Below are 19,547 nucleotides of genomic sequence, written 5' to 3' on the forward strand. Positions count from 1 at the left end.
GGGAGCCCGCCACCGCGCGCACGCCCGGGTCGGGGACCGAGGGCCGGGGCCGGTCCGGCTCTCGCGCTGCTCACAGCCCGCACCATGACCGGCAGAGCTGTTGCAGGATCGCCACCGACTCATCGATCCGGCTCGTCGAGCACCACTCGTCGGTGACGTGTGCCTGGTCGGGTTCGCCGGGGCCGCAGATCACTGTCGGCACCGAACCGAGCGCGGGAGCCAGGACCGCGGCATCGGTGAAGTACGACATCCCCCTCGGCCCGGGCTGTGTCACACCGGTGATCTCCCGCACGTCGGAAGCGACAGAGGCCGCCCACTCACCGTCCGGCTGCGTCCACACCGGCGGAAGGTCGACCAGCGGCTCCCACTCCACGTCCGGCCCCGCGCAGGCGGCCAGCTCCGCCGAAACCAAGTCGTGCCGCTGTCCGGCGACGGTACGGACGTCGAGCGTCATCTCGGCCCGGTCGGGCACGGAGTTGGTGTTGAGACCGCCGTGGAAGGTCCCGACGTTGAGTGTCGGTTCCCCCATCACCGGATGCGCCTCGTGGCGGAACGAGTGGTGGGCGAGCCGCACGGTGGCGTGCGCGAGCCGGGTGATCGCGTTCACGCCGAGCGACGGCGTCGATCCGTGCGCGGTGACCCCGACGGCGCGCCCTGTGAGCCACAGCGCTCCCTTGTGCCCGTAGGCGACGGTGTTGGCGGTCGGCTCGGTGATCACCAGCGGTCCGCTGGGTCTGCCCCGCAGCAGCGACGCCGCGGCGCGTGCACCGTCGGATCCGGTCTCCTCGGCTGCTGTCAGCACGATACGGAGCCCAGCCCGGCGCGCGCGTCCGGATGTGAGCCGGGTGGCGGCCGCCACGATCGCGGCCACCCCTCCTTTCATGTCGCTGGTACCGCGGCCGTGGAGGCGGTCGCCGTCCTGCTCGGCGAAGAACGGGTCGTGCGTCCAGGGCGCGGCACCGAGCGGGACGGTGTCGAGGTGCCCCGACAGGCAGAGCGGCGGCACATCGTGGTCGATCGACCACTCCGCGACGAGGGTGCACCGGCCGGGTGCGTGCTCGACGGTGCTGACGTCGAAGCCCGCGCTCTCCAGCAGGGGAGCCAGCACGGCGACGGCCCTGCTCTCGTCGTGTCCGGCCGTGTCGAGCGCGACGAGGCTTCTGGTCAAGGCGACAGCTTCACTCATGGCCCGATCCTCCATGCTGTTCCGTTGCTCGGGGGAGTGGCGGGAGGGACACCCTCTGATACTTTCCCGCCATGCATCGTGTTGTGGTTCTGGCGCTCGACGGCCTGGTCCTGCTGGACTTCGGCGCGGCCTCGCAGTTCTTCGGGTTCCGGCACCGTGACCCCGATCCTCCGCGGTACGAGTTGAGGGTGTGCACCTCGGACGGTGGCCCGGTGGTTTCCGCCTGTGGTGCGCAGGTCGCCGGACAGGGCGGGTTGGAACTGCTCGATCAGGCCGACACCGTGCTCGTCCCCGGCTACGGCCCCATCACGGACCCGTTGCCCCGGGCGACGGCGTCGGCGTTGCGCCGGGCCGCGGCCGGCGGCGCTCGGATGGTGTCGATCTGCACCGGCGCCTTCGCCCTGGGGCACAGTGGCCTGCTCGACGGCCGCAGGGCGACCACGCACTGGGCGGTCACCGGGGACCTGCGCCGCCTGTTCCCGGAAGCGACGGTCGAGGACAACGTCCTCTACGTCGACGACGGCGATCTGCTCTCCTCGGGGGGCGTCGCCGCGGGGATCGATCTCTGTCTGCACATCATCCGCGGCGACTTCGGTGCCGAGGCGGCGAACAAGGTTGCGCGCCGGACGCTGGTGTCCCCGCACCGGGCCGGGGACCAGGCCCAGTTCGTCGAACACCGCCTCCCGCACCCCGTCTCGGCCAACATCGACATGGCGCGGCTTCTGAGCTGGCTCGACGAGCGGCTGGAGCAGCCCTTGAGCGTCGCCGAGATGGCCGATCACATCGGCTACAGCCCCCGCTCCTTCGGCCGCCACTTCCAGGCGCAGTTCGGGACCTCCCCGTGGAAGTGGGTCACGCGCCAGCGGGTGCTGCGGGCACAGCGGCTGCTGGAGACCTCGGATCTGACAATCGCCCAGATCGCCACCCGATGCGGGTTCGAGACGACGGTGGCCTTTCGGCGAAGGTTCCGCGAGATCTTGCACATCGCCCCGTCCGACTACCGGCGGGCGTTCCACACCACTCCGAACGACGCCGTCAGGACGTCCAGCGAGCCGGCGCCGTCGCCGTGACCGGGGGAACGAGCGGACGGTGTCCCGGCGATGATGCCGGGACACCGTCCGTGGTGGTCAGCCCGCAGCCGGGAGTTCCACGCCGAGCTTCTTGCCGATCCGTTCGGCGGTCGCTTCCCGCTGGGCCGTCAGCTTCGCCACCGACCGCTTCGCCGCCTCCAGTACCTCGGCCGGCGCGGTCTCCGGTGTCCCGCTGTCGAACGGCGGTTCCGGCGCGTACTGCATCGCCAGCTGGATGCGCTGGGCCGCTGGTTCGCCGCGCAGCTCGGCGGCCAGCTGCAGGGCCCCGTCGATCCCCGCCGTGACACCCCCGGCGAAGACCCAGTTCCCGTCCACGACGACCCGGTCGTCGACCGGGATCGCACCGAAGTAGGGCAGGAGGTGGATCGCCGACCAGTGCGTGGTCGCGCGGCGGCCCTGGAGCAGGCCCGCGGCACCGCACAGCAGCGCCCCCGTGCAGACGGAGAACACGGAGTGTGCCCCGAGCGCCTGCCGCCTGATCCAGTCCAGCACCTCGTCGTCTTCCATCAGCGCTTCCTGCCCGAACCCGCCCGGCACGTGCAGCACGTCGAGCTGCGGTGCGTCGGCCAGCGTGGCGTCGGCGGTCAGCCGCAGACCGTGGATGTCCTGGACCGGGTCGGTCGTCCTGGCGTACACCGAGTAGGTCGAGTTCGGGATCTGAGAGAGTACTTCGAAGGGTCCGGTGAGGTCGATCTGGTCCAGTCCCTCGAAGAGAAGCGAGCCGATCTTCAGTGGCTGGTCGTGCGGGATCATCGGTCGTGTGCTCCGTTCGCTTGGCTCGTCATGCGCGTGATGTCGGTCGTCGGTCTGTGCCGGAGGCGTTTCGCCGTGCCGTCTCCCGTGACCGCTCAACGGGAGTAGACGGGCGTGACGACCCCTCTGGCGAGGGTGTGGAAGAGGAGGGTGAACGCCGCCGCGGTCGGTGTGGCGTCGGGAGTGAGGTCGAGGTGCTCGACGTCGACCGCGTGCACGGCGAAGCAGTAGCGGTGGTCGCGATCGCCGGGAGGGGGTGCCGCGCCGCCGTAGGCGCGGGCACCGAAGTCGTTGCGGACGTGGAACGCGCCGCGGGGCAGCGTTTCGTCACTTGCTCCCGCACCGGCGGACAGCTCGGTCGTGGTGACCGGAATATCGAGCGCCGTCCAGTGCCAGAACCCCGAGGGGGTGGGTGCGTCCGGGTCGAAGCAGGTGACCACGAAGCTTCGCGTCGTGTCGGGGAACCCGGACCAGCTCAGCCGGGGTGAACGATTCGCCCCGTCCAGCGTGTGGTCGTCGGACAGCTGCTTCCCGTCCGCGACATCCGTCGACAAGAGCTGAAACGAGGGAACCGCGGGCAGGAGACCGTAAGGGTCGGGAGCTGCCGGTCGGTCGAGCTTCATGCTGTTCCTTTCGTTCCGGTGGCGCGGTCGACGCCTATTCCGGTCAATGCGCGTACCTCCATCTCGGCGTGTTTCACAGCGTCGGCCTTTTCGCCGGAGAGCAGGGTGCCGACACAACCGAGAAGGAAGGACAGGGGAATTGAGACGATGCCGGGGTTGGACAACGGGAACCAGTCGAAGTCGGCCTTGGGGAAGATGGCCGTCTCGCTGCCGGAAACGACGGGGGAGAACACGATCAGCGTTATCGTCGTGCCCAGCCCGCCGTACATGCTCCACAGTGCGCCGGTCGTGTTGAATCGTTTCCAGAACAACGTGTACAGCGTCGTGGGCAGGTTCGCCGAGGCGGCCACCGCGAACGCCAGCGCCACGAGGAACGCGACGTTCTGACCGTTGGTCACGATGCCGCCGACGATCGAGACCAGCCCGATGACCACGACCGCCCAGCGGGCCACGACCACTTGGGACGCGCCGGCATCGGGATCGTTCTTCTTGATCACGTTCAGGTAGATGTCGTGAGCGAACGACGCCGCCGCGGTGATCGCCAGCCCGGCGACGACTGCGAGGATCGTCGCGAACGCCACTGCCGCGACGAGGCCGAGCAGTGCCGGACCGCCGAGCTCGGCGGCCAGCAGGGGGATCGCCGAGTTCACCTTGCCGGGGGCGCCGAGTATGCGCTCCGAACCGACCAGAGCAGCCGCTCCGTAGCCGAGCACCATCGTCATCAGCAGGAACGCGCCGATCAGGCCGATCGCCCACACCACGGAACGCCGGGCCGCCCGGGCGTCGGGGACGGTGTAGAACCTCATCAGCACGTGCGGGAGACCGGCCGTGCCGAGGACCAGCGTGATGCCGAGGGAGAGGAAGTCGGCCCTGGTGGTGCCGGTCGCACCGTATTGCTTGCCCGGTGCGAGCATCGCCTCGCCGTTCTCCCCGCCGTGCCGCACCACATCGCCGAGCAGCGAGGAGACGTTGAATCCGTAACGGCTGAGGATCCAGACGGTCATCACGAATGCCGTCGCGAACAGCAGCAACGCCTTGATGATCTGGACCCAGGTGGTGCCCTTCATGCCGCCGATCAACACGTAGGCGATCATCACGACGCCCACCACCGTGATGACCACGGCCTGTCCCACCTCGTCGCCCACGCCGAGCAGGAGGGCGACCAGGCCGCCCGCACCGTTCATCTGGGCGAGCAGGTAGAAGAAGGTCACGGCGAGTGTGGAGATCGCCGCCGCCGTGCGTACGGGGCGCTGGCGCATCCGGAAGCTGAGGACGTCGGCCATCGTGAAACGGCCGGTGTTGCGCAGCAACTCGGCGACGAGCAGGAGCGCGACGAGCCATGCGACGAGGAACCCGATCGAGTACAGGAAGCCGTCGTACCCGTTGAGGGCGATGGCCCCGGTGATGCCGAGGAACGCGGCGGCCGACAGGTAGTCACCTGCGAGTGCGACGCCGTTCTGCCGACCGGTGAAGCCGCTGTCGCCGGTGTAGAAACCGGATGCGGACCGGGTGCCGCGGTTGACGCGGTACACGACGACGAGGCTGATGGCGACGAACACGCCGAAGACGGTGATGTTCAGGCCCGGGTGGTTGTTGTTCACGCGATCACACCTCGGCCCGGTCTCGGACGGCATCGGCGACGGGATCCAGTCGCCGGTTCGCGAACCACACGTACGCGATCGTGATCAGAAAGGTGGACACGAACTGCAGGAGACCGAGTACCAGCCCGAGCGTGATGTTGCCGGCCACCTTCGTGGCCATGAACTCGTGCGCGTAGTCGGCCAGCACCAGATAGAGCAGGTACCAGGTCAGGAAGAACCCAGTCAGCGGAAAAGCGAAAACACGCTGCCGACGCCGCAGTTCGACGAACTCAGAACTGCGTTGGATTTCCTTCCAGTTGGTCTCCGACCTGCTGCCTGTGGTGTCTTCCACGACATCCATGGAGCCTCCGAATGGATCGCAGCCCTGTTGGCCCACGTGGTGGGTCCGAGAAACATCGCCGAGCGGGAAAGCGGCGTTGTCATTGGCTGGCAAATGCAGTTACGCGAACCAGTCTCGGCGCAGCCGGGGGAGGTGATGAGTGGCCGGAGGGACACATGGCGATACTTTCCGGCCGCATGTCCTCGCTCCGCTGCTGAGCGCAGGCGGGTGCGGCGCGGACGGAGATGCCGAAGCGGACGGCGATGCCGGCGAGGCGCCGGACCCCAGGAGGGGCCTCACCGGCGCCGGTTCAGCCGCAGGAGCACGTACGCGTGCTGTTCGACCTCATGAGGAATCCAGCACTGGGACCGCCCGTCACCACCCGGTGGCCGAAGCCGAAGCGGTCGCCGACGTGGTGTCGTCCGCGAGGGCCGAGACCGCAGCCTTCGCCGCCGCCTCCACCAGCGTGATGCCCTTCGCCTGCGTCGCGTTGCCGTTCGACAGCACCGCCACCAGGTAGGTGTGCCCGCCGGACGTCACCCGTCCGATGCTGTTGATGTCCCACAGCCCGGTCGTGCTCCGCGGCAGCCAGCCGTTCTTCAGCGCCCACGCCGAGCCGTCCGCCGCCGCGGAGACGCCCCAGTGCTGATCGGCGGCGATCTGCCCCATCAGCCCCTGGATGTACGCCTGCGAGGCCTCGCTCAGTTCCGAGTCGTCCCCGAAGACCTGCTGGAGCAGCGTGAGCTGGTCGGCGGCCGTGGTCTGGGTCAGCCCCCACAACGCCCCGTCGCCGCCCTCGGTGTCCGTGAGCCCGAACCGCTCGTTCGCCGCGTCCAGCCCCTCGGCCTGCCCGATGGCGTCCCACAGCGCCGAGGCCGAGGTGTTGTCGCTGTTCTCGATCATCGTGGTGGCGTACGACTTCTCGCTCGCGGTGAGGTGCCGGCCCGCGTCCTGCGCCTGGAGCAGCAATGTCGCCAGGATGTCCACCTTGACGATGCTCGCCGTGTCGAACGCGGCGTCCCCGTACGCGGCGCCGTCCCCGGAGTCCACGTCGAGCACGGCCGCGGACACCTTCGCCCCGCTCGGCACGCTCACCGACGTCATGGCCTTGGCCAGCAGAGTGTCGTAGTCCACCTCGGGTGCTGCCACCGACTCCACCGAGATCCCCTCGTCCGACTCCGACTCCGACTCCGACGCGGACGCCGACGGCGCCGGAGAGGACGACGATACGGCGCCCGTACCGGAGTGAGCGTGCCCCTTCACATAGACGGTCCCGCCCGCGGTGGCGCCCAGGACGGCCACGGTGGCGAGCGTGATGTAGAGGAGCGGACGTCGCCGGGAAGGGCGGGAGCGGCGGCCACGACGTGCTCTGGAAGACTCCATGCCCGAGATGGTGGCGACGCCGACTGTGCGGGCCGTTAGACGGACGTTAGAGGTACGTCAGCGGAGACTGAGAATCCTGTGAAATCCGTGACCGCCGTGTTTCCGGGCCCGCACAAGCCCAGCAGCATCCCCCCGATAAGGTCGGTGACCGTGGCGAACAAGAACATTCCCGACCCAGGCTTCTCCGACGACGACGGCTCGGCCGACCCCGGGCTGAGCGCGGCGCTCGCCGCCTGGGCCGAGGACCGCACCGCCGTGGGACCCGTCCTGCAGGCGCTCAAGGGCGCCCGGCTGCTGGTTCCCGTCGTGGCCGTGCTCGGCGAGGTCGAGGAGGACGAGAACGGGCTGCGCCGCGAGAAGACCAGCGACATGGCGGTCCCCACCCTGAAGGCGGGCGCCCGCACCGCCCTGCCGGCCTTCACGTCCACCGACTCCCTGGCCCGCTGGGACCCGGCTGCCCGGCCCGTCGCCGTACCCCTGCACCAGGCCCTGCAGGCCGCCGCGCACGAGAAGGCGGACACCGTGGTGCTCGACCTGGCGGGGCCGGTCGCCTTCGAGCTGACGGGGCCCGCGCTGCTGGCGCTCGCGGAGGGCCGTACGAGCGCCGATCCGCTCGCCGATCCGGCGGTGCGGGAGGCGGTACGGGCCGTGGTGGCCGCGGAACCGGACGTGCTCAGCGCCCACCTCGGGCCGGGGCGGGCCGACGGCACCCTCGCCCTCGTCCTCGGCCCGGCCGCCGTCCCCGCGGAGGCCGCCCGGTCGGTCGCCGGGCGCCTCGCCGCCGACGAGACGCTGCGGGCCCGCCTCGTGCGCGGCCTCGACCTGGCACTGCTGCCGGCCGGGACGACACCTCCGGGCGAGCCCCTGTACGTACGCGAGTGAATCCAGTGCCCGCCGGCCTCAGCCGTAGATCGGGCCGGTGTACTTCTCGCCCGGGCCATGGCCCGGCTCGTCCGGGACGAGTGACGCCTCGCGGAAGGCGAGCTGCAGCGACTTCAGGCCGTCGCGCAGCGGGGCCGCGTGGAAGGAACTGATCTCGGTCGCGCTCGCGTCGAGCAGACCGGCGAGGGCGGTGACCAGCTTGCGGGCCTCGTCGAGGTCCTTGTACTTGTCGCCTTCCTCGGTGAGCCCGAGTTTCACCGCGGCGGCGCTCATCAGGTTCACGGCGACCGTCACGATCACCTCGACCGCCGGGACCTCGGCGATGTCGCGGGTCATCTCGTTGAAATCGGGGCTCTCACTCATGCAGGACACCATAGGCGCAGGCCCGCCGGGCCCCGTGCCGAGGGCTCGATTGGCCGTTCCTGGCGCAGACTGCTAATCTCGTGTAACGACCGGTCGGACACGCGTGCCACTCGGCAGGCGGGCCCGGCCCACAAGTGGAGACTCCGAGCTCCCACCCGACTGTCCCCCAGGGACGGCGGGTCACCCCGGTCAGGCGGCCACCATCGTTCCGTACGGACGATGGAGTCGCCCGGTAGTGCGCCCCGCGATCCCTCGCGACGGTGCTCCGGTAGTGCTTGGAGCCCCGCATGTGATCGTTCGGGGCATTTTTTGTGCTTCGGCGTGGTTATAGGTCTAACGACACAGACGTTACGTGGCCGTCCGCCAGGCTGCCGCGTGGTGCTACATAGGAGGATCCATCAGCGCCGAGCCCCGCATCAACGACCGGATTCGCGTTCCCGAGGTGCGACTTGTCGGTCCCAGTGGCGAGCAGGTGGGCATCGTCCCCCTGGCCAAGGCACTGGAGCTTGCGCAGGAGTACGACCTGGACCTGGTCGAGGTCGCGGCGAACGCCCGCCCGCCGGTCTGCAAGCTCATGGACTACGGGAAATTCAAGTACGAGTCGGCCATGAAGGCCCGTGAGGCGCGCAAGAACCAGGCGCACACGGTCATCAAGGAGATGAAGCTCCGGCCGAAGATCGACCCGCACGACTATGACACCAAGAAGGGTCACGTCGTCCGGTTCCTCAAGCAGGGCGACAAGGTCAAGATCACGATCATGTTCCGCGGTCGTGAGCAGTCCCGTCCCGAACTGGGATACCGACTGCTGCAGCGTCTCGCGGAGGACGTCCAGGATCTCGGGTTCGTCGAGTCGAACCCGAAGCAGGACGGCCGCAACATGATCATGGTCCTCGGTCCGCACAAGAAGAAGACCGAGGCCATGGCCGAGGCCCGTCAGGCGCAGGAGGCCCGCAAGGCCGAGGCGAAGGCCAACCCCGGCCGCTCGCAGAACGCCGCGGACGCCGACGCCGTGAACGCCGAGGCGGAAGACGCCGAGGCACCGGCCGAGGCTTCAGCCGAGGCGTGATCCAGGGGGGACGCGAGTCCCCACTGACGTAACCGACACTAGAGCGACGCTCCACCCCGTGCCCGGTTTCACGACCGGGCACCGGAGCGCCACCGACGAGGAGAGAACGGCGCTATGCCGAAGAACAAGTCGCACAGCGGTGCCAGCAAGCGCTTCAAGATCACCGGCTCCGGCAAGGTGCTCCGTGAGCGCGCCGGCAAGCGCCACCTGCTTGAGCACAAGTCGTCCCGCGTGACGCGTCGCCTCACCGGCAACGCCGAGATGGCCCCGGGCGACGCCGCGAAGATCAAGAAGCTTCTCGGCAAGTGACGCTCCGGCGCCTTCCACTGAGCGCCGTACGTCAGGACCGGGACCCAATCGATTCCGGGCCGTGTGAGTCCAACCACGGCCCCGCTACAAGGAGTTAACAAGTGGCACGCGTCAAGCGGGCAGTCAACGCCCACAAGAAGCGCCGGGCGATCCTCGAGCAGGCCTCCGGCTACCGCGGTCAGCGTTCGCGCCTGTACCGCAAGGCCAAGGAGCAGGTCACCCACTCGCTGGTCTACAACTACAACGACCGCAAGAAGCGCAAGGGCGACTTCCGTCAGCTGTGGATCCAGCGCATCAACGCCGCTGCCCGCGCCAACGGCATCACCTACAACCGCTTCATCCAGGGTCTGAAGGCCGCGAACGTCGAGGTCGACCGCAAGATCCTGGCCGAGCTGGCCGTGAACGACGCGAACGCGTTCGCCGCGCTCGTCGAGGTGGCCCAGAAGGCGCTGCCGTCGGACGTGAACGCCCCCAAGGCTGCGTGACGCCGCGCCGGCGTCAGGCCGACGTGACTGAGGACCCGCAGGCTCCGGAAGCCTGCGGGTCCTGCCGTGTCCGCACTTACCGCTGAAGGTGAACCGCACATGCCCGCCACCCCCGACCTCATCTCCCCCCGCTCCCCCCGAGTCTCCGCCGCCCGGCGGCTCGCGCGGCGGAACTTCCGGGGGAAGGAGCGGCTGTTTCTCGCGGAGGGGCCGCAGGCCGTGCGGGAGGCGGCCGGGCACGGCGGGGACACGCTCGTGGAGCTGTTCGCCACCGTGGAGGCGGCCGAGCGGTACGCGGACATCATCGGGGAGGCACGGGACGTCGGTGCCCGCGTCCACCTCGCCGACGAGCAGGTCATCGCGGACATCTCGACGACGGTGACCCCACAGGGGCTCGTCGGGATCTGCCGGTTCGTCGACACGCCCTTCGAGGAGATCCTCGCCGCCCGGCCCGGACTGGTCGCCGTCCTGGCGCACGTGCGGGATCCCGGGAACGCCGGGACCGTCCTGCGGTGCGCCGACGCCGCCGGCGCCGAGGCCGTCGTCCTGACCGACGCGTCCGTCGATCTCTACAACCCCAAGGCCGTGCGCGCCTCCGTCGGGTCGCTGTTCCATCTGCCCGTCGCCGTCGGCGTGCCCGTCGAGCGGGCCGTGGCCGGGCTCAAGGAGGCCGGTGTGCGGATCCTCGCCGCCGACGGGGCGGGCGAGGACGACCTGGACGACGAACTCGACAAGGGGACCATGGGCGGGCCCACCGCGTGGGTGTTCGGCAACGAGGCCTGGGGGCTTCCGGAGGAGACCCGCGCGCTCGCGGACGCCGTCGTGCGCGTCCCGATCCACGGGAAGGCCGAGAGCCTGAACCTCGCGACCGCCGCGGCCGTATGTCTCTACGCATCGGCCCGTGCACAGCGCGCCTCCGGAGGGTGCCGCTCCGTCACCGAGAGCTAGTAGGGTGACGTGCTCGGGGCGCCTCTTCCGGGAGGACGGGAGGTGAGGTACGGGGATGAGTGTCGGCACGAGCAGCGCACCGGGAGCGGCCCGTCCCGCCGGTGACCTCGCCGAACTCGGCATCGACCCCGACGACCTGCCCGACGGGCTCGTCGTCGCCGACGAACACGGCCAGGTGATCTGCTTCAACGCGGCCGCCGCCCGCATCACGGCGATGGCGGCCGAGGACGCCCTCGGACAGCGGCTCGAGGCGGCCCTTCCGTTGGAGGACCTCGAAGGCCGCCGCTGGTGGCAGCTCACCGACCCCTACGGCGGCCTCGCCATCCGCGTCGGGCAGCCCGAGCGCAACCTGCTGCTGCCCGGCGGGCGGGAAGTGCTGGTCACCGTGCGCTACGTGCGCGGCGAACCCACCGGGCCGGTCCGCCGTGTCGTCGTCTCCCTGCGCGACACCGAGGCCCGCCGCCGCACCGAGCGCAGCCACGCCGAGCTGATCGCCACCGTCGCCCACGAACTGCGCTCCCCGCTCACCTCCGTCAAGGGCTTCACCGCCACCCTGCTCGCCAAGTGGTCCCGCTTCACCGACGACCAGAAGCGGCTGATGCTGGAGACCGTCGACGCCGACGCCGACCGCGTCACCCGCCTCATCGCCGAACTGCTGGACATCTCGCGGATAGACAGCGGCAGGCTGGAGGTGCGGCGGCAGCCGGTCGACATAGGCGCCGCCGTCGGACGGCACATCCAGGCCTACGTCGCCGCCGGGCAGCCCGCCGACCGGTTCCTGCTGCGCATCGAGCAGCCGCTGCCCGCGCTGTGGGCCGACCCCGACAAGGTCGACCAGGTCCTCAGCAACCTCATCGAAAATGCGGTGCGCCACGGCGAGGGAACCGTCACGATTGACGTCACGCCCGCCGCGTCCCCCCGGGAGGGGGAGGACATCGGCACGTCGGTCACCGTGAGCGACGAGGGCGCCGGCATCCCGGAGGAGTCCATGAACCGCGTCTTCACCCGCTTCTGGCGGGGCAGCAAGCGCGGTGGCACCGGCCTCGGGCTGTACATCGTGAAGGGCATCGTCGAAGCCCACGGCGGCACCATCACGGTCGGCCGCGCCCCCGGCGGCGGCGCCGAGTTTCGATTTACGTTGCCCGTCGGCGCCCCGGCCTATCTCTCCTGAGAGATACGCCTGAGCCGCCCGCGGGCGCGTTCGCACTCCCTCACCCCGTTAGACTCGGCCTTTGGCACCTTTGTGTCCCACACACATCAGACCCACGAGCCGGTCACGGGGACCTTCAGCCAGCCAATCGGAAGCACGGGAAGAGATGTCGGCACCGAATAAGTCGTACGACCCTGTCGAGGTCGAGGCGTTGAAACCGGAAGAGATCGAATCGCTGCGGGACGAGGCGCTCGCCGCCTTCGCCGCCGCGGACTCGCTCGACGCGCTCCAGGAGGCCAAGGTCGCCCACACCGGGGGCACCTCCCCGCTGGCCCTCGCCAACCGCGAGATCGGCGCCCTGCCGCCGCACGCCAAGGCCGCCGCGGGCAAGCTGGTCGGCCAGGCCCGCAGCGCCGTGAACAAGGGCCTCGCCGCCCGTCAGGAGGAGCTGGAGGCCGAGCGTGACGCCCGGGTGCTGGTCGAGGAGGCGGTGGACGTCACCCTGCCGTACGACCGCGTACCGGCCGGCGCCCGCCACCCCCTCACCACCCTCTCGGAGCGCATCGAGGACGTCTTCGTGGCCATGGGCTACGAGGTCGCCGAGGGCCCCCAGGTCGAGGCCGAGTGGTTCAACTTCGACGCCCTCAACATCGGCCCGGACCACCCGGCCCGCGGCGAGGCCGACACCTTCTTCGTGCAGGGCCCCGAAGGCGGCACCGAGTCCGGCGTCGTCCTGCGCACCCACACCTCGCCGGTGCAGATCCGCTCCCTGCTCGACCGCGAGCTGCCGGTGTACGTGATCTGCCCCGGCCGTGTGTACCGCACCGACGAGCTGGACGCCACGCACACCCCGGTCTTCCACCAGGTCGAGCTGCTCGCCGTCGACGAGGGCCTGACCATGGCCGACCTCAAGGGCACCCTGGACCACATGGTCCAGTCCCTGTTCGGCGAGGGCATGAAGACCCGGCTGCGGCCGAACTTCTTCCCCTTCACCGAGCCGTCCGCCGAGATGGACATGGTGTGCTACGTCTGCCGCGGCGAGTCCGTCGGCAACCCCGACCGGCCCTGCCGCACCTGCTCCAGCGAGGGCTGGATCGAGCTGGGCGGCTGCGGCATGGTCAACCCCAAGGTGCTGGCCGCCTGCGGTGTCGACCCGGAGAAGTACAGCGGGTTCGCCTTCGGGTTCGGCATCGAGCGGATGCTGATGTTCCGCCACAACGTCGAGGACATGCGAGACATGGTCGAGGGTGACGTCCGGTTCACCCGGCCGTTCGGGATGGAGATCTGATGCGGGTCCCGCTTTCCTGGCTGCGGGAGTACGTCGACCTGCCGGCCACCGAGACCGGCCGTGACGTGCAGGCCAAGCTCGTGTCGGCGGGTCTCGAGGTCGAGACCGTCGAACACCTCGGAGCCGACCTGAAGGGCCCGCTCGTCGTGGGCCAGGTGCTGACGATCGAGGAGCTGGAGGGCTTCAAGAAGCCGATCCGCTTCTGCACCGTCGACGTCTCCACCGCCAACGGCACCGGCGAGCCGCAGGAGATCGTCTGCGGCGCCCGCAACTTCGCCGTCGGCGACAAGGTCGTCGTCGTCCTCCCGGGCGCCGTCCTGCCCGGCGGCTTCGCCATCGCCGCGCGCAAGACGTACGGCAAGACCTCGCACGGCATGATCTGCTCGAGCGACGAGCTGGGCATGGGCGACGACGGCACCAAGGGCATCATCGTGCTGCCGCCCGAGACCGAGGTCGGCAAGGACGCCATCGAGCTCCTGGAGCTGGTCGACGAGGTCCTGGACATCGCCGTCACCGCCAACCGCGGCGACTGCCTGTCCATCCGGGGCGTCGCCCGCGAGACCGCCATCGCCTACGGCCTGCCGCTGCGCGACCCCGCCCTGATCGACGTACCGGGCCCCAACGCCTTCGGCTACCCGGTCCAGGTCTCCGACCCCTTCGGCTGCGACCGCTTCACCGCCCGCACCGTCACCGGTCTGAGCCCCGAGGCGCGCTCCCCGATCTGGCTGAAGCGCAGGCTGCAGAAGGTCGGCATGCGCCCGATCTCCCTCGCCGTCGACATCACCAACTACGTGATGATGGAGCTCGGCCAGCCGCTGCACGCCTACGACCGCTCGCTGGTCCAGGGCGCCATCGGCGTCCGCCGGGCCGGGGAGGGCGAGCAGATCGTCACCCTCGACGGCGTCACGCGGAAGCTGCACTCCGAGGACCTCGTCATCACCGACGACCGCGGCCCCATCGGTCTCGCCGGGGTCATGGGCGGCGCCGACACCGAGATCGCCGACCACGACGACACCGAGAAGTCCACCGGTGACGTCGTCATCGAGGCCGCGCACTTCGACGCGGTCTCCATCGCGCGCACGGCCCGCCGGCACAAGCTGTCCTCCGAGGCGTCCCGCCGCTTCGAGCGCGGCGTCGACCCGGCCGCCGCCGCGGCCGCCGCCCAGCGCACGGTCGACCTGCTGGTCCTCCTCGCGGGCGGTACCGCCGACGCGGGCGTCACGACGATCCTCGCCCCGTCCGCCCCGCACACCATCACCGTGCCGGCGAACCACCCGGACCAGGTCGCGGGCGTCGGCTACGGCCGGGAGACCGTCGTCCGCCGTCTCCAGGAGATCGGCTGCGACGTCTACGGGCAGGACGAGCTGATCGTCACCGTGCCGTCCTGGCGGCCCGACCTCGCCGAGGCCAACGACCTGGCGGAGGAGGTCATCCGCCTGGAGGGCTACGAGAACCTGCCCTCCACGCTGCCCAAGCTCCCCTCGGGCCGCGGCCTCACCCACCGCCAGCGCCTGCACCGCCGCGTCGGGCGCGCCCTGGCCGGGGCCGGCTATGTCGAGGCGCCGAACTACCCGTTCATCAGCGAGGGCGTCTTCGACCAGCTCGGACTGGACGCGGACGACCCGGCCCGCCGGGTCGTCAAGCTCACCAACCCGCTGAACGACGAGGAGCCCGCGCTCCGCACGTCGCTGCTGCCGGGCCTGCTCGGCGCGCTGCGGCGCAACGACGGCCGGGGCAGCCACGACCTCGCGCTGTTCGAGACCGGCCTGGTCTTCCACCCGCGTGAGGAGGCCGGGGTCGCCGGTCACCTCCCGGTCGACCGCCGGCCCACCGACGAGGAGCTCGCCGCGCTGAACGCGGTCCTCCCCGAGCAGCCGCGCCACGTCGCCGCCGTCCTCGCGGGCGCCCGCGAGCAGGCCGGCTGGTGGGGCAGGGGCCGTCCGGCCGACTGGGCCGACGCGGTCGAGGCCGGACGCGCGGTCGCCCGGGAGGCCGGGGCCGAACTGATCGTCCGCAAGGGCCAGTACGGCCCGTGGCACCCGGGGCGCTGCGCCGAGTTCGCGGTCGTGGCCGACGGCACGGAGACGGTCGTCGGCCACGCCGGCGAGCTGCACCCGCGCGTCCTGAAGGCGCTCGGCCTGCCGGCCCGCACCTCCGCGATGGAGCTGGACCTCGACGTCCTGGAGGCGGTCGGCGACGACACCCCGCAGGCGCCGAGCATCTCCACCTTCCCCGTCGCCACGCAGGACGTCGCTCTCGTCGTCGACAAGTTCGTCCCGCACGCCGAGGTCGAGGCCGCGCTGCGCGAGGGCGCGGGCGAACTGCTGGAGGGAATCCGGCTGTTCGACGTGTACGTGAACGACGAGCAGCTCGGCGACGGGAAGCAGTCGCTGGCGTACGCGCTGCGCTTCCGCGCGGGCGACCGGACGCTGACGGTCGACGAGGCGTCGGCCGCGCGCGACGCGGCCGTCGCCCTGGCGGGGGAGCGGACGGGGGCGGTCCTGCGGGGCTGATGCCTTCATCCAGGTGACAGACTCGGACCGGCCTCTCGGGGCCGGTCCGAGTCTGTTCCCGGGCTCCGCCGCGCGGACGCGCCCCACGCGAACGCCGGACCGTCGTTCATGAGGGGGAGCCGACGGCCCGGCGAGCCTCTTGCGAGGCATTCAACTCAACAGGCCGGAAACTCTCCGCGACAGCGCGCGCACATCACGGATACGCGCACTCGCTTCACACCCCGTGTGAATTCGGACCCACTACTCTGGCGGCACCGAGGCACCGGGGGGCACCCAATGCAGCCCAACACTCTGCTCGACGCGATCCTGGACGAGGCGGGCATCTCGCACGCGGGCCTCGCCGCCCATGTGAACCAGGCGGGCCGGGCCCGTGGACTCGCGCTGCGGTACGAACACACCGCCGTGGCCCGGTGGTTGAAGGGCCAGCGGCCGCGCGGGCAGGTGCCCGACCTGATCTGTGAGGTCCTCGCGAGCCGTCTGCACCGGCCGGTGACCCTGGACGACATCGGCCTCGGCGTGCCGGGCCAGCCGTCCACCCCGCACGGCACCTCCCTCTCCGGCTTCGTCGAGCGGGCCACCGCGCTGTGGCGTTCCGACGAGCAGCAGCGGCCGCACCTCCTCGGCGCGCCCGCCGTGACCGGGACGCCCGCCGTGATGCCGGTGTGGGAGTGGGAGAACCCGCCGGAGGACGTGGACGTCTCCCGCGGCGGCCGGCATCACGTCACGTCCGCCGACATCGAGATGCTGCGCGCCGCCCGTACGCACTACGAGCAGATGTACCGCAAGGCCGGCGGCGTGGCGACCCGCAGCCGGATCGTCGGGTTCCTGAACGCCGAGGCCGCGCCCCTGCTGCGCGGCAGCTACACCGACGAGACGGGGCGTCAACTGCACCGGGCCACCGGTGGGTTGGTCGCGGTCGCGGGCATCTGCGCGTACGACTCCGACGCGCACGGTCTGGCCCAGCGTTACTTCCACCAGGCCCTGCGGCTGGCGAAGGCCAGCGGGGACCGGGGACTCGGGGCGTACGTGATCGCGCTGCTCGTCAACCAGTCGCTGTTCATGCGGGAGCACCGGCAGGCCGTCGCCTTCGCGGAGGCCGCGCTGCGGGCCGCCGGCAAACACATCACCCCCGCCCTCGCCTCCGATCTGTACGCGATGCAGGCCAAGGCGTACGCCCACCTCGGTGACGGCACGAGTGCCCTGTCGTGCATCCGGCGGGCGGAGACGGCCGCCGAACGCATCCGGCGGGGGCACGAGCCCGACGAGACCGGCTATGTCCAGCCGGGGCTGGTCAACGTACAGGTGGCGGAGGCGCTGCTCAGTCTGGGGGAGATCGCCGCGGCCGCCGAACACGCGCATGCGGCCGTCGGCAGTCCCGCGCACGACCGGGGCCGGGTGCACCGGCTCGCCATGCTCAGCACGATCGAACTGCGTCAGGGCAACGCCGACAACGCGGTGGTCACCGCGGTGCAGATGGCCGAGCAGGCGAGAGGGATGGAGTCCCAGCGGCTGCGCGACCGGCTCCGGGCGGTGCGCGAACACCTGGCGCGCAGCGGCTGCGCGGGCACGGCCGAGGCCGCCGAACTCATCGACGGAGCGCTGCGCGTCCCGCTGTAGACCTTGGCGGTCAGCGGGTACCTGAACACCGGCGAGGCACAGTCCCTGCTGCGATATTGCCACTCACCCGACGGAAGGTGGCAGAACCGTGCAGTGGACGAAACAGAACGAACAAACTGTGTATGAAAACCGCTGGTTCAGCGTCAACCTGGCCGACGTCGAGCTGCCGGACGGCCGGCACCTGGACCACTTCCTGATACGGCTGCGGCCGGTCGCCGTGGCCACCGTGGTCAACGAGGCGAACGAGGTGCTGCTCCTGTGGCGACACCGCTTCATCACCGACAGCTGGGGCTGGGAACTCGCGGCGGGTGTCGTCGAGGACGGCGAGGACATCGAGCACGCGGCCGCCAGGGAACTCGAGGAGGAGACCGGCTGGCGGCCGGGGCCCCTGCACCACCTCATGAGCGTGGAACCGTCCAACGGTCTCACCGACGCCGTCCACCACATCTACTGGTCGGACGACGGCGAGTACGTGGGGCACCCCGTGGACGACTTCGAGTCGGACCGCCGGGAGTGGGTTCCCCTCAAGCTCGTGCCCGACCTGGTCGCCCGGGGGGAGGTCCCGGCCGCCAACATGGCGGCCGCGTTGATGCTGCTGCACCACCTCAGGCTCGGCGAAGCGTAGGAGACACTCAGCGGCCCAGGGCCTGCCAGACCGTGACGACCAGTGCCCCCAGGGCCGTGAGCGCCGCCAGCGAGGGCAGCGGCCAGCGCGCGTGTTCCAGCGAGATCATCCGGGTGTTCAGCTCGTCCAGTTCCTTGGCGGTCTCCTCGGTGCGATGGGACAGCAGGGCCAGCCCACCCTCGACGCGGGCGTAGGCCACGTCCAGCCGGCGACGTAACTCTGCGAGTTCTCCATGAACCACGGGATGCTCGGGGTCGGCGGTCACGAGTCCGCTCCTTTCCGTAGTCGTCTCACATCCCTTGCATGTGCATGATGAGTCAACTCGCCTGGTGGGCCGGAGGGGAGCGTGTGCGCCCGGCATATGCGGGCCCGCCGCGCACACGGCGTGTGAAACGGACGGGCCCGGCACTCCGCGGAGCGCCGGGCCCGTCTCGTTCACCGCCGGTAGTCAGGCGTACGTGTAGAAGCCCGAGCCCGTCTTGCGGCCCAGCCGGCCCGCGTCGACCATGCGCGCCAGCAGCGGGGGAGCGGCGTACAGCGGCTCCTTGTACTCGTCGTACATCGACTGCGCGACCGAGGCGACCGTGTCCAGGCCGATCAGGTCGGACAGCTTCAGCGGGCCCATCGGGTGGGCGCAGCCCATCTCCATGCCGTTGTCGATGTCCTCGCGGCTGGCGATGCCCGTCTCGAACATCCGGATCGCGGAGAGCAGATAGGGGATCAGCAGCGCGTTGACCACGAAACCGGAGCGGTCCTGGGCGCGGATGGCGTGCTTGCCGAGCACCTTCTCGGCGAACAGCTGTGCCCGGCTCAGCGTGCCCTCGGAGGTGGTCAGCGCCGGGATCAGCTCGACCAGCTTCTGCACCGGGGCCGGGTTGAAGAAGTGGATGCCGACGACCTGGTCGGGCCGTGAGGTGGTGACCGCCAGCCTCACCAGCGGGATGGAGGAGGTGTTGGAGGCCAGGATCGCGTCCGGGCGGGTCACCACCTGGTCGAGGACCTGGAAGATCTCGGTCTTGACCTGCTCGTTCTCGACGACGGCCTCGATGACCAGATCGCGGTCGGCGAACTCGCCGAGATCCGTGGTGAAGCTGAGCCGCGACAGGGTCGCGTCCCGTTCCTCCTCGCTGATCTTGCCGCGCTCGGCGGCCTTGGCCAGGGAGTTCAGCAGCCGGGTCCGGCCTATCTCCAGGGCCTCCCCGGTGGTCTCGGCGACCTTGACGTCGAGTCCGGCGCGGGCACAGACCTCGGCGATGCCCGCCCCCATCTGGCCGCAGCCCACCACTCCGATCTGTTCGATGTCGTTCACATCGATCCTTTCCGCCGCACTGGGACTCTGCCTGCT

At 70.4% G+C, this 19,547-nt stretch carries 20 protein-coding genes; 11 read left to right on the top strand and 9 right to left on the bottom strand.

The annotated features are described in order from the left end of the window. Positions 1 to 70: 70 nt before the first annotated feature. On the bottom strand, positions 71 to 1,186 hold the full coding sequence (locus tag ABT057_RS15125; protein WP_352343342.1) for a M20 family metallopeptidase: 1,116 nt from the start codon (positions 1,184 to 1,186) through the stop codon (positions 71 to 73). A 71-nt stretch (positions 1,187 to 1,257) separates the two neighbouring features. Between ABT057_RS15125 and ABT057_RS15130 the strand changes: the two genes are divergently transcribed. Then, complete coding sequence (locus tag ABT057_RS15130) at positions 1,258 to 2,256, top strand: GlxA family transcriptional regulator (protein ID WP_352343344.1); 999 nt, start codon at positions 1,258 to 1,260, stop codon at positions 2,254 to 2,256. A gap of 57 nt (positions 2,257 to 2,313) precedes the next feature. Here ABT057_RS15130 and ABT057_RS15135 read toward each other — a convergent pair whose 3' ends face one another. From ABT057_RS15135 to ABT057_RS15155, 5 genes are all read right to left on the bottom strand, one after another. Further along, a complete protein-coding gene (locus ABT057_RS15135) occupies positions 2,314 to 3,030 on the bottom strand; it encodes a DJ-1/PfpI family protein (protein WP_352343345.1) in 717 nt (238 codons plus the stop codon). Positions 3,031 to 3,125: 95 nt separating this feature from the next. Beyond that, positions 3,126 to 3,653 (bottom strand): YbhB/YbcL family Raf kinase inhibitor-like protein, encoded by a 528-nt coding sequence (locus ABT057_RS15140; protein WP_352343347.1) that lies wholly within the window; start codon positions 3,651 to 3,653, stop codon positions 3,126 to 3,128. After that, complete coding sequence (locus ABT057_RS15145; RefSeq protein WP_502973908.1) at positions 3,650 to 5,287, bottom strand: monocarboxylic acid transporter; 1,638 nt, start codon at positions 5,285 to 5,287, stop codon at positions 3,650 to 3,652. Before ABT057_RS15145 ends, ABT057_RS15140 begins: the two co-directional genes overlap by 4 nt. Next, entirely contained in the window at positions 5,259 to 5,585 is a 327-nt protein-coding gene (locus ABT057_RS15150) for a DUF485 domain-containing protein (RefSeq protein ID WP_352343349.1), read from the bottom strand. Before ABT057_RS15150 ends, ABT057_RS15145 begins: the two co-directional genes overlap by 29 nt. 363 nt (positions 5,586 to 5,948) lie before the next feature. Continuing rightward, positions 5,949 to 6,956, bottom strand: a complete 1,008-nt coding sequence (locus ABT057_RS15155) for a serine hydrolase (protein WP_352343351.1) — start codon at positions 6,954 to 6,956, stop codon at positions 5,949 to 5,951. Between the two features lie 150 nt (positions 6,957 to 7,106). On the opposite strand from ABT057_RS15155, the gene ABT057_RS15160 reads away from it, so the two are divergent. Continuing rightward, complete coding sequence (locus ABT057_RS15160; protein WP_352343353.1) at positions 7,107 to 7,838, top strand: SseB family protein; 732 nt, start codon at positions 7,107 to 7,109, stop codon at positions 7,836 to 7,838. An 18-nt stretch (positions 7,839 to 7,856) separates the two neighbouring features. On the opposite strand, the gene ABT057_RS15165 is transcribed toward ABT057_RS15160, so the two are convergent. Next, positions 7,857 to 8,201 (bottom strand): DUF1844 domain-containing protein, encoded by a 345-nt coding sequence (locus ABT057_RS15165; protein ID WP_352343354.1) that lies wholly within the window; start codon positions 8,199 to 8,201, stop codon positions 7,857 to 7,859. A 352-nt stretch (positions 8,202 to 8,553) separates the two neighbouring features. Between ABT057_RS15165 and infC the strand changes: the two genes are divergently transcribed. The 9 genes from infC to ABT057_RS15210 all read left to right on the top strand — a co-directional run bounded on the left by infC (position 8,554) and on the right by ABT057_RS15210 (position 18,202). After that, complete coding sequence (gene infC / locus ABT057_RS15170) at positions 8,554 to 9,267, top strand: translation initiation factor IF-3 (RefSeq protein WP_352343355.1); 714 nt, start codon at positions 8,554 to 8,556, stop codon at positions 9,265 to 9,267. A gap of 114 nt (positions 9,268 to 9,381) precedes the next feature. Continuing rightward, positions 9,382 to 9,576, top strand: a complete 195-nt coding sequence (gene rpmI / locus ABT057_RS15175) for a 50S ribosomal protein L35 (protein ID WP_003977225.1) — start codon at positions 9,382 to 9,384, stop codon at positions 9,574 to 9,576. Between the two features lie 101 nt (positions 9,577 to 9,677). Further along, positions 9,678 to 10,061: a 50S ribosomal protein L20 gene (gene rplT / locus ABT057_RS15180; RefSeq protein ID WP_006141703.1), complete on the top strand. Its 384-nt coding sequence runs from the start codon at positions 9,678 to 9,680 to the stop codon at positions 10,059 to 10,061. A gap of 99 nt (positions 10,062 to 10,160) precedes the next feature. After that, on the top strand, positions 10,161 to 11,009 hold the full coding sequence (locus ABT057_RS15185) for a TrmH family RNA methyltransferase (protein ID WP_352343357.1): 849 nt from the start codon (positions 10,161 to 10,163) through the stop codon (positions 11,007 to 11,009). Between the two features lie 55 nt (positions 11,010 to 11,064). Further along, complete coding sequence (locus ABT057_RS15190; protein ID WP_352343358.1) at positions 11,065 to 12,180, top strand: sensor histidine kinase; 1,116 nt, start codon at positions 11,065 to 11,067, stop codon at positions 12,178 to 12,180. Positions 12,181 to 12,325: 145 nt separating this feature from the next. Further along, the gene (gene pheS / locus ABT057_RS15195) at positions 12,326 to 13,447 is read left to right on the top strand and encodes a phenylalanine--tRNA ligase subunit alpha (protein WP_352343359.1); all 1,122 of its coding nucleotides are present in this window, start codon (positions 12,326 to 12,328) and stop codon (positions 13,445 to 13,447) included. Next, positions 13,447 to 15,960: a phenylalanine--tRNA ligase subunit beta gene (pheT, locus tag ABT057_RS15200; RefSeq protein ID WP_352343361.1), complete on the top strand. Its 2,514-nt coding sequence runs from the start codon at positions 13,447 to 13,449 to the stop codon at positions 15,958 to 15,960. Before pheS ends, pheT begins: the two co-directional genes overlap by 1 nt. 276 nt (positions 15,961 to 16,236) lie before the next feature. Next, positions 16,237 to 17,577, top strand: coding sequence for an NsdA family TPR-like regulatory protein (locus ABT057_RS15205; protein ID WP_352343363.1), 1,341 nt, complete (start codon positions 16,237 to 16,239; stop codon positions 17,575 to 17,577). Positions 17,578 to 17,665: 88 nt separating this feature from the next. Then, positions 17,666 to 18,202, top strand: a complete 537-nt coding sequence (locus ABT057_RS15210) for an NUDIX hydrolase (protein ID WP_352343364.1) — start codon at positions 17,666 to 17,668, stop codon at positions 18,200 to 18,202. Positions 18,203 to 18,209: 7 nt separating this feature from the next. On the opposite strand, the gene ABT057_RS15215 is transcribed toward ABT057_RS15210, so the two are convergent. Together ABT057_RS15215 and ABT057_RS15220 are read right to left on the bottom strand one after the other, a co-directional pair. Continuing rightward, positions 18,210 to 18,467 (bottom strand): hypothetical protein, encoded by a 258-nt coding sequence (locus ABT057_RS15215; protein ID WP_352343366.1) that lies wholly within the window; start codon positions 18,465 to 18,467, stop codon positions 18,210 to 18,212. A gap of 183 nt (positions 18,468 to 18,650) precedes the next feature. Then, complete coding sequence (locus ABT057_RS15220) at positions 18,651 to 19,511, bottom strand: 3-hydroxybutyryl-CoA dehydrogenase (RefSeq protein WP_352343368.1); 861 nt, start codon at positions 19,509 to 19,511, stop codon at positions 18,651 to 18,653. Positions 19,512 to 19,547: the final 36 nt, after the last annotated feature.

The sequence above is a fragment of the Streptomyces sp. NPDC002588 genome (assembly GCF_040295925.1).
In the GTDB taxonomy this organism is placed as follows: Bacteria; Actinomycetota; Actinomycetes; order Streptomycetales; family Streptomycetaceae; genus Streptomyces.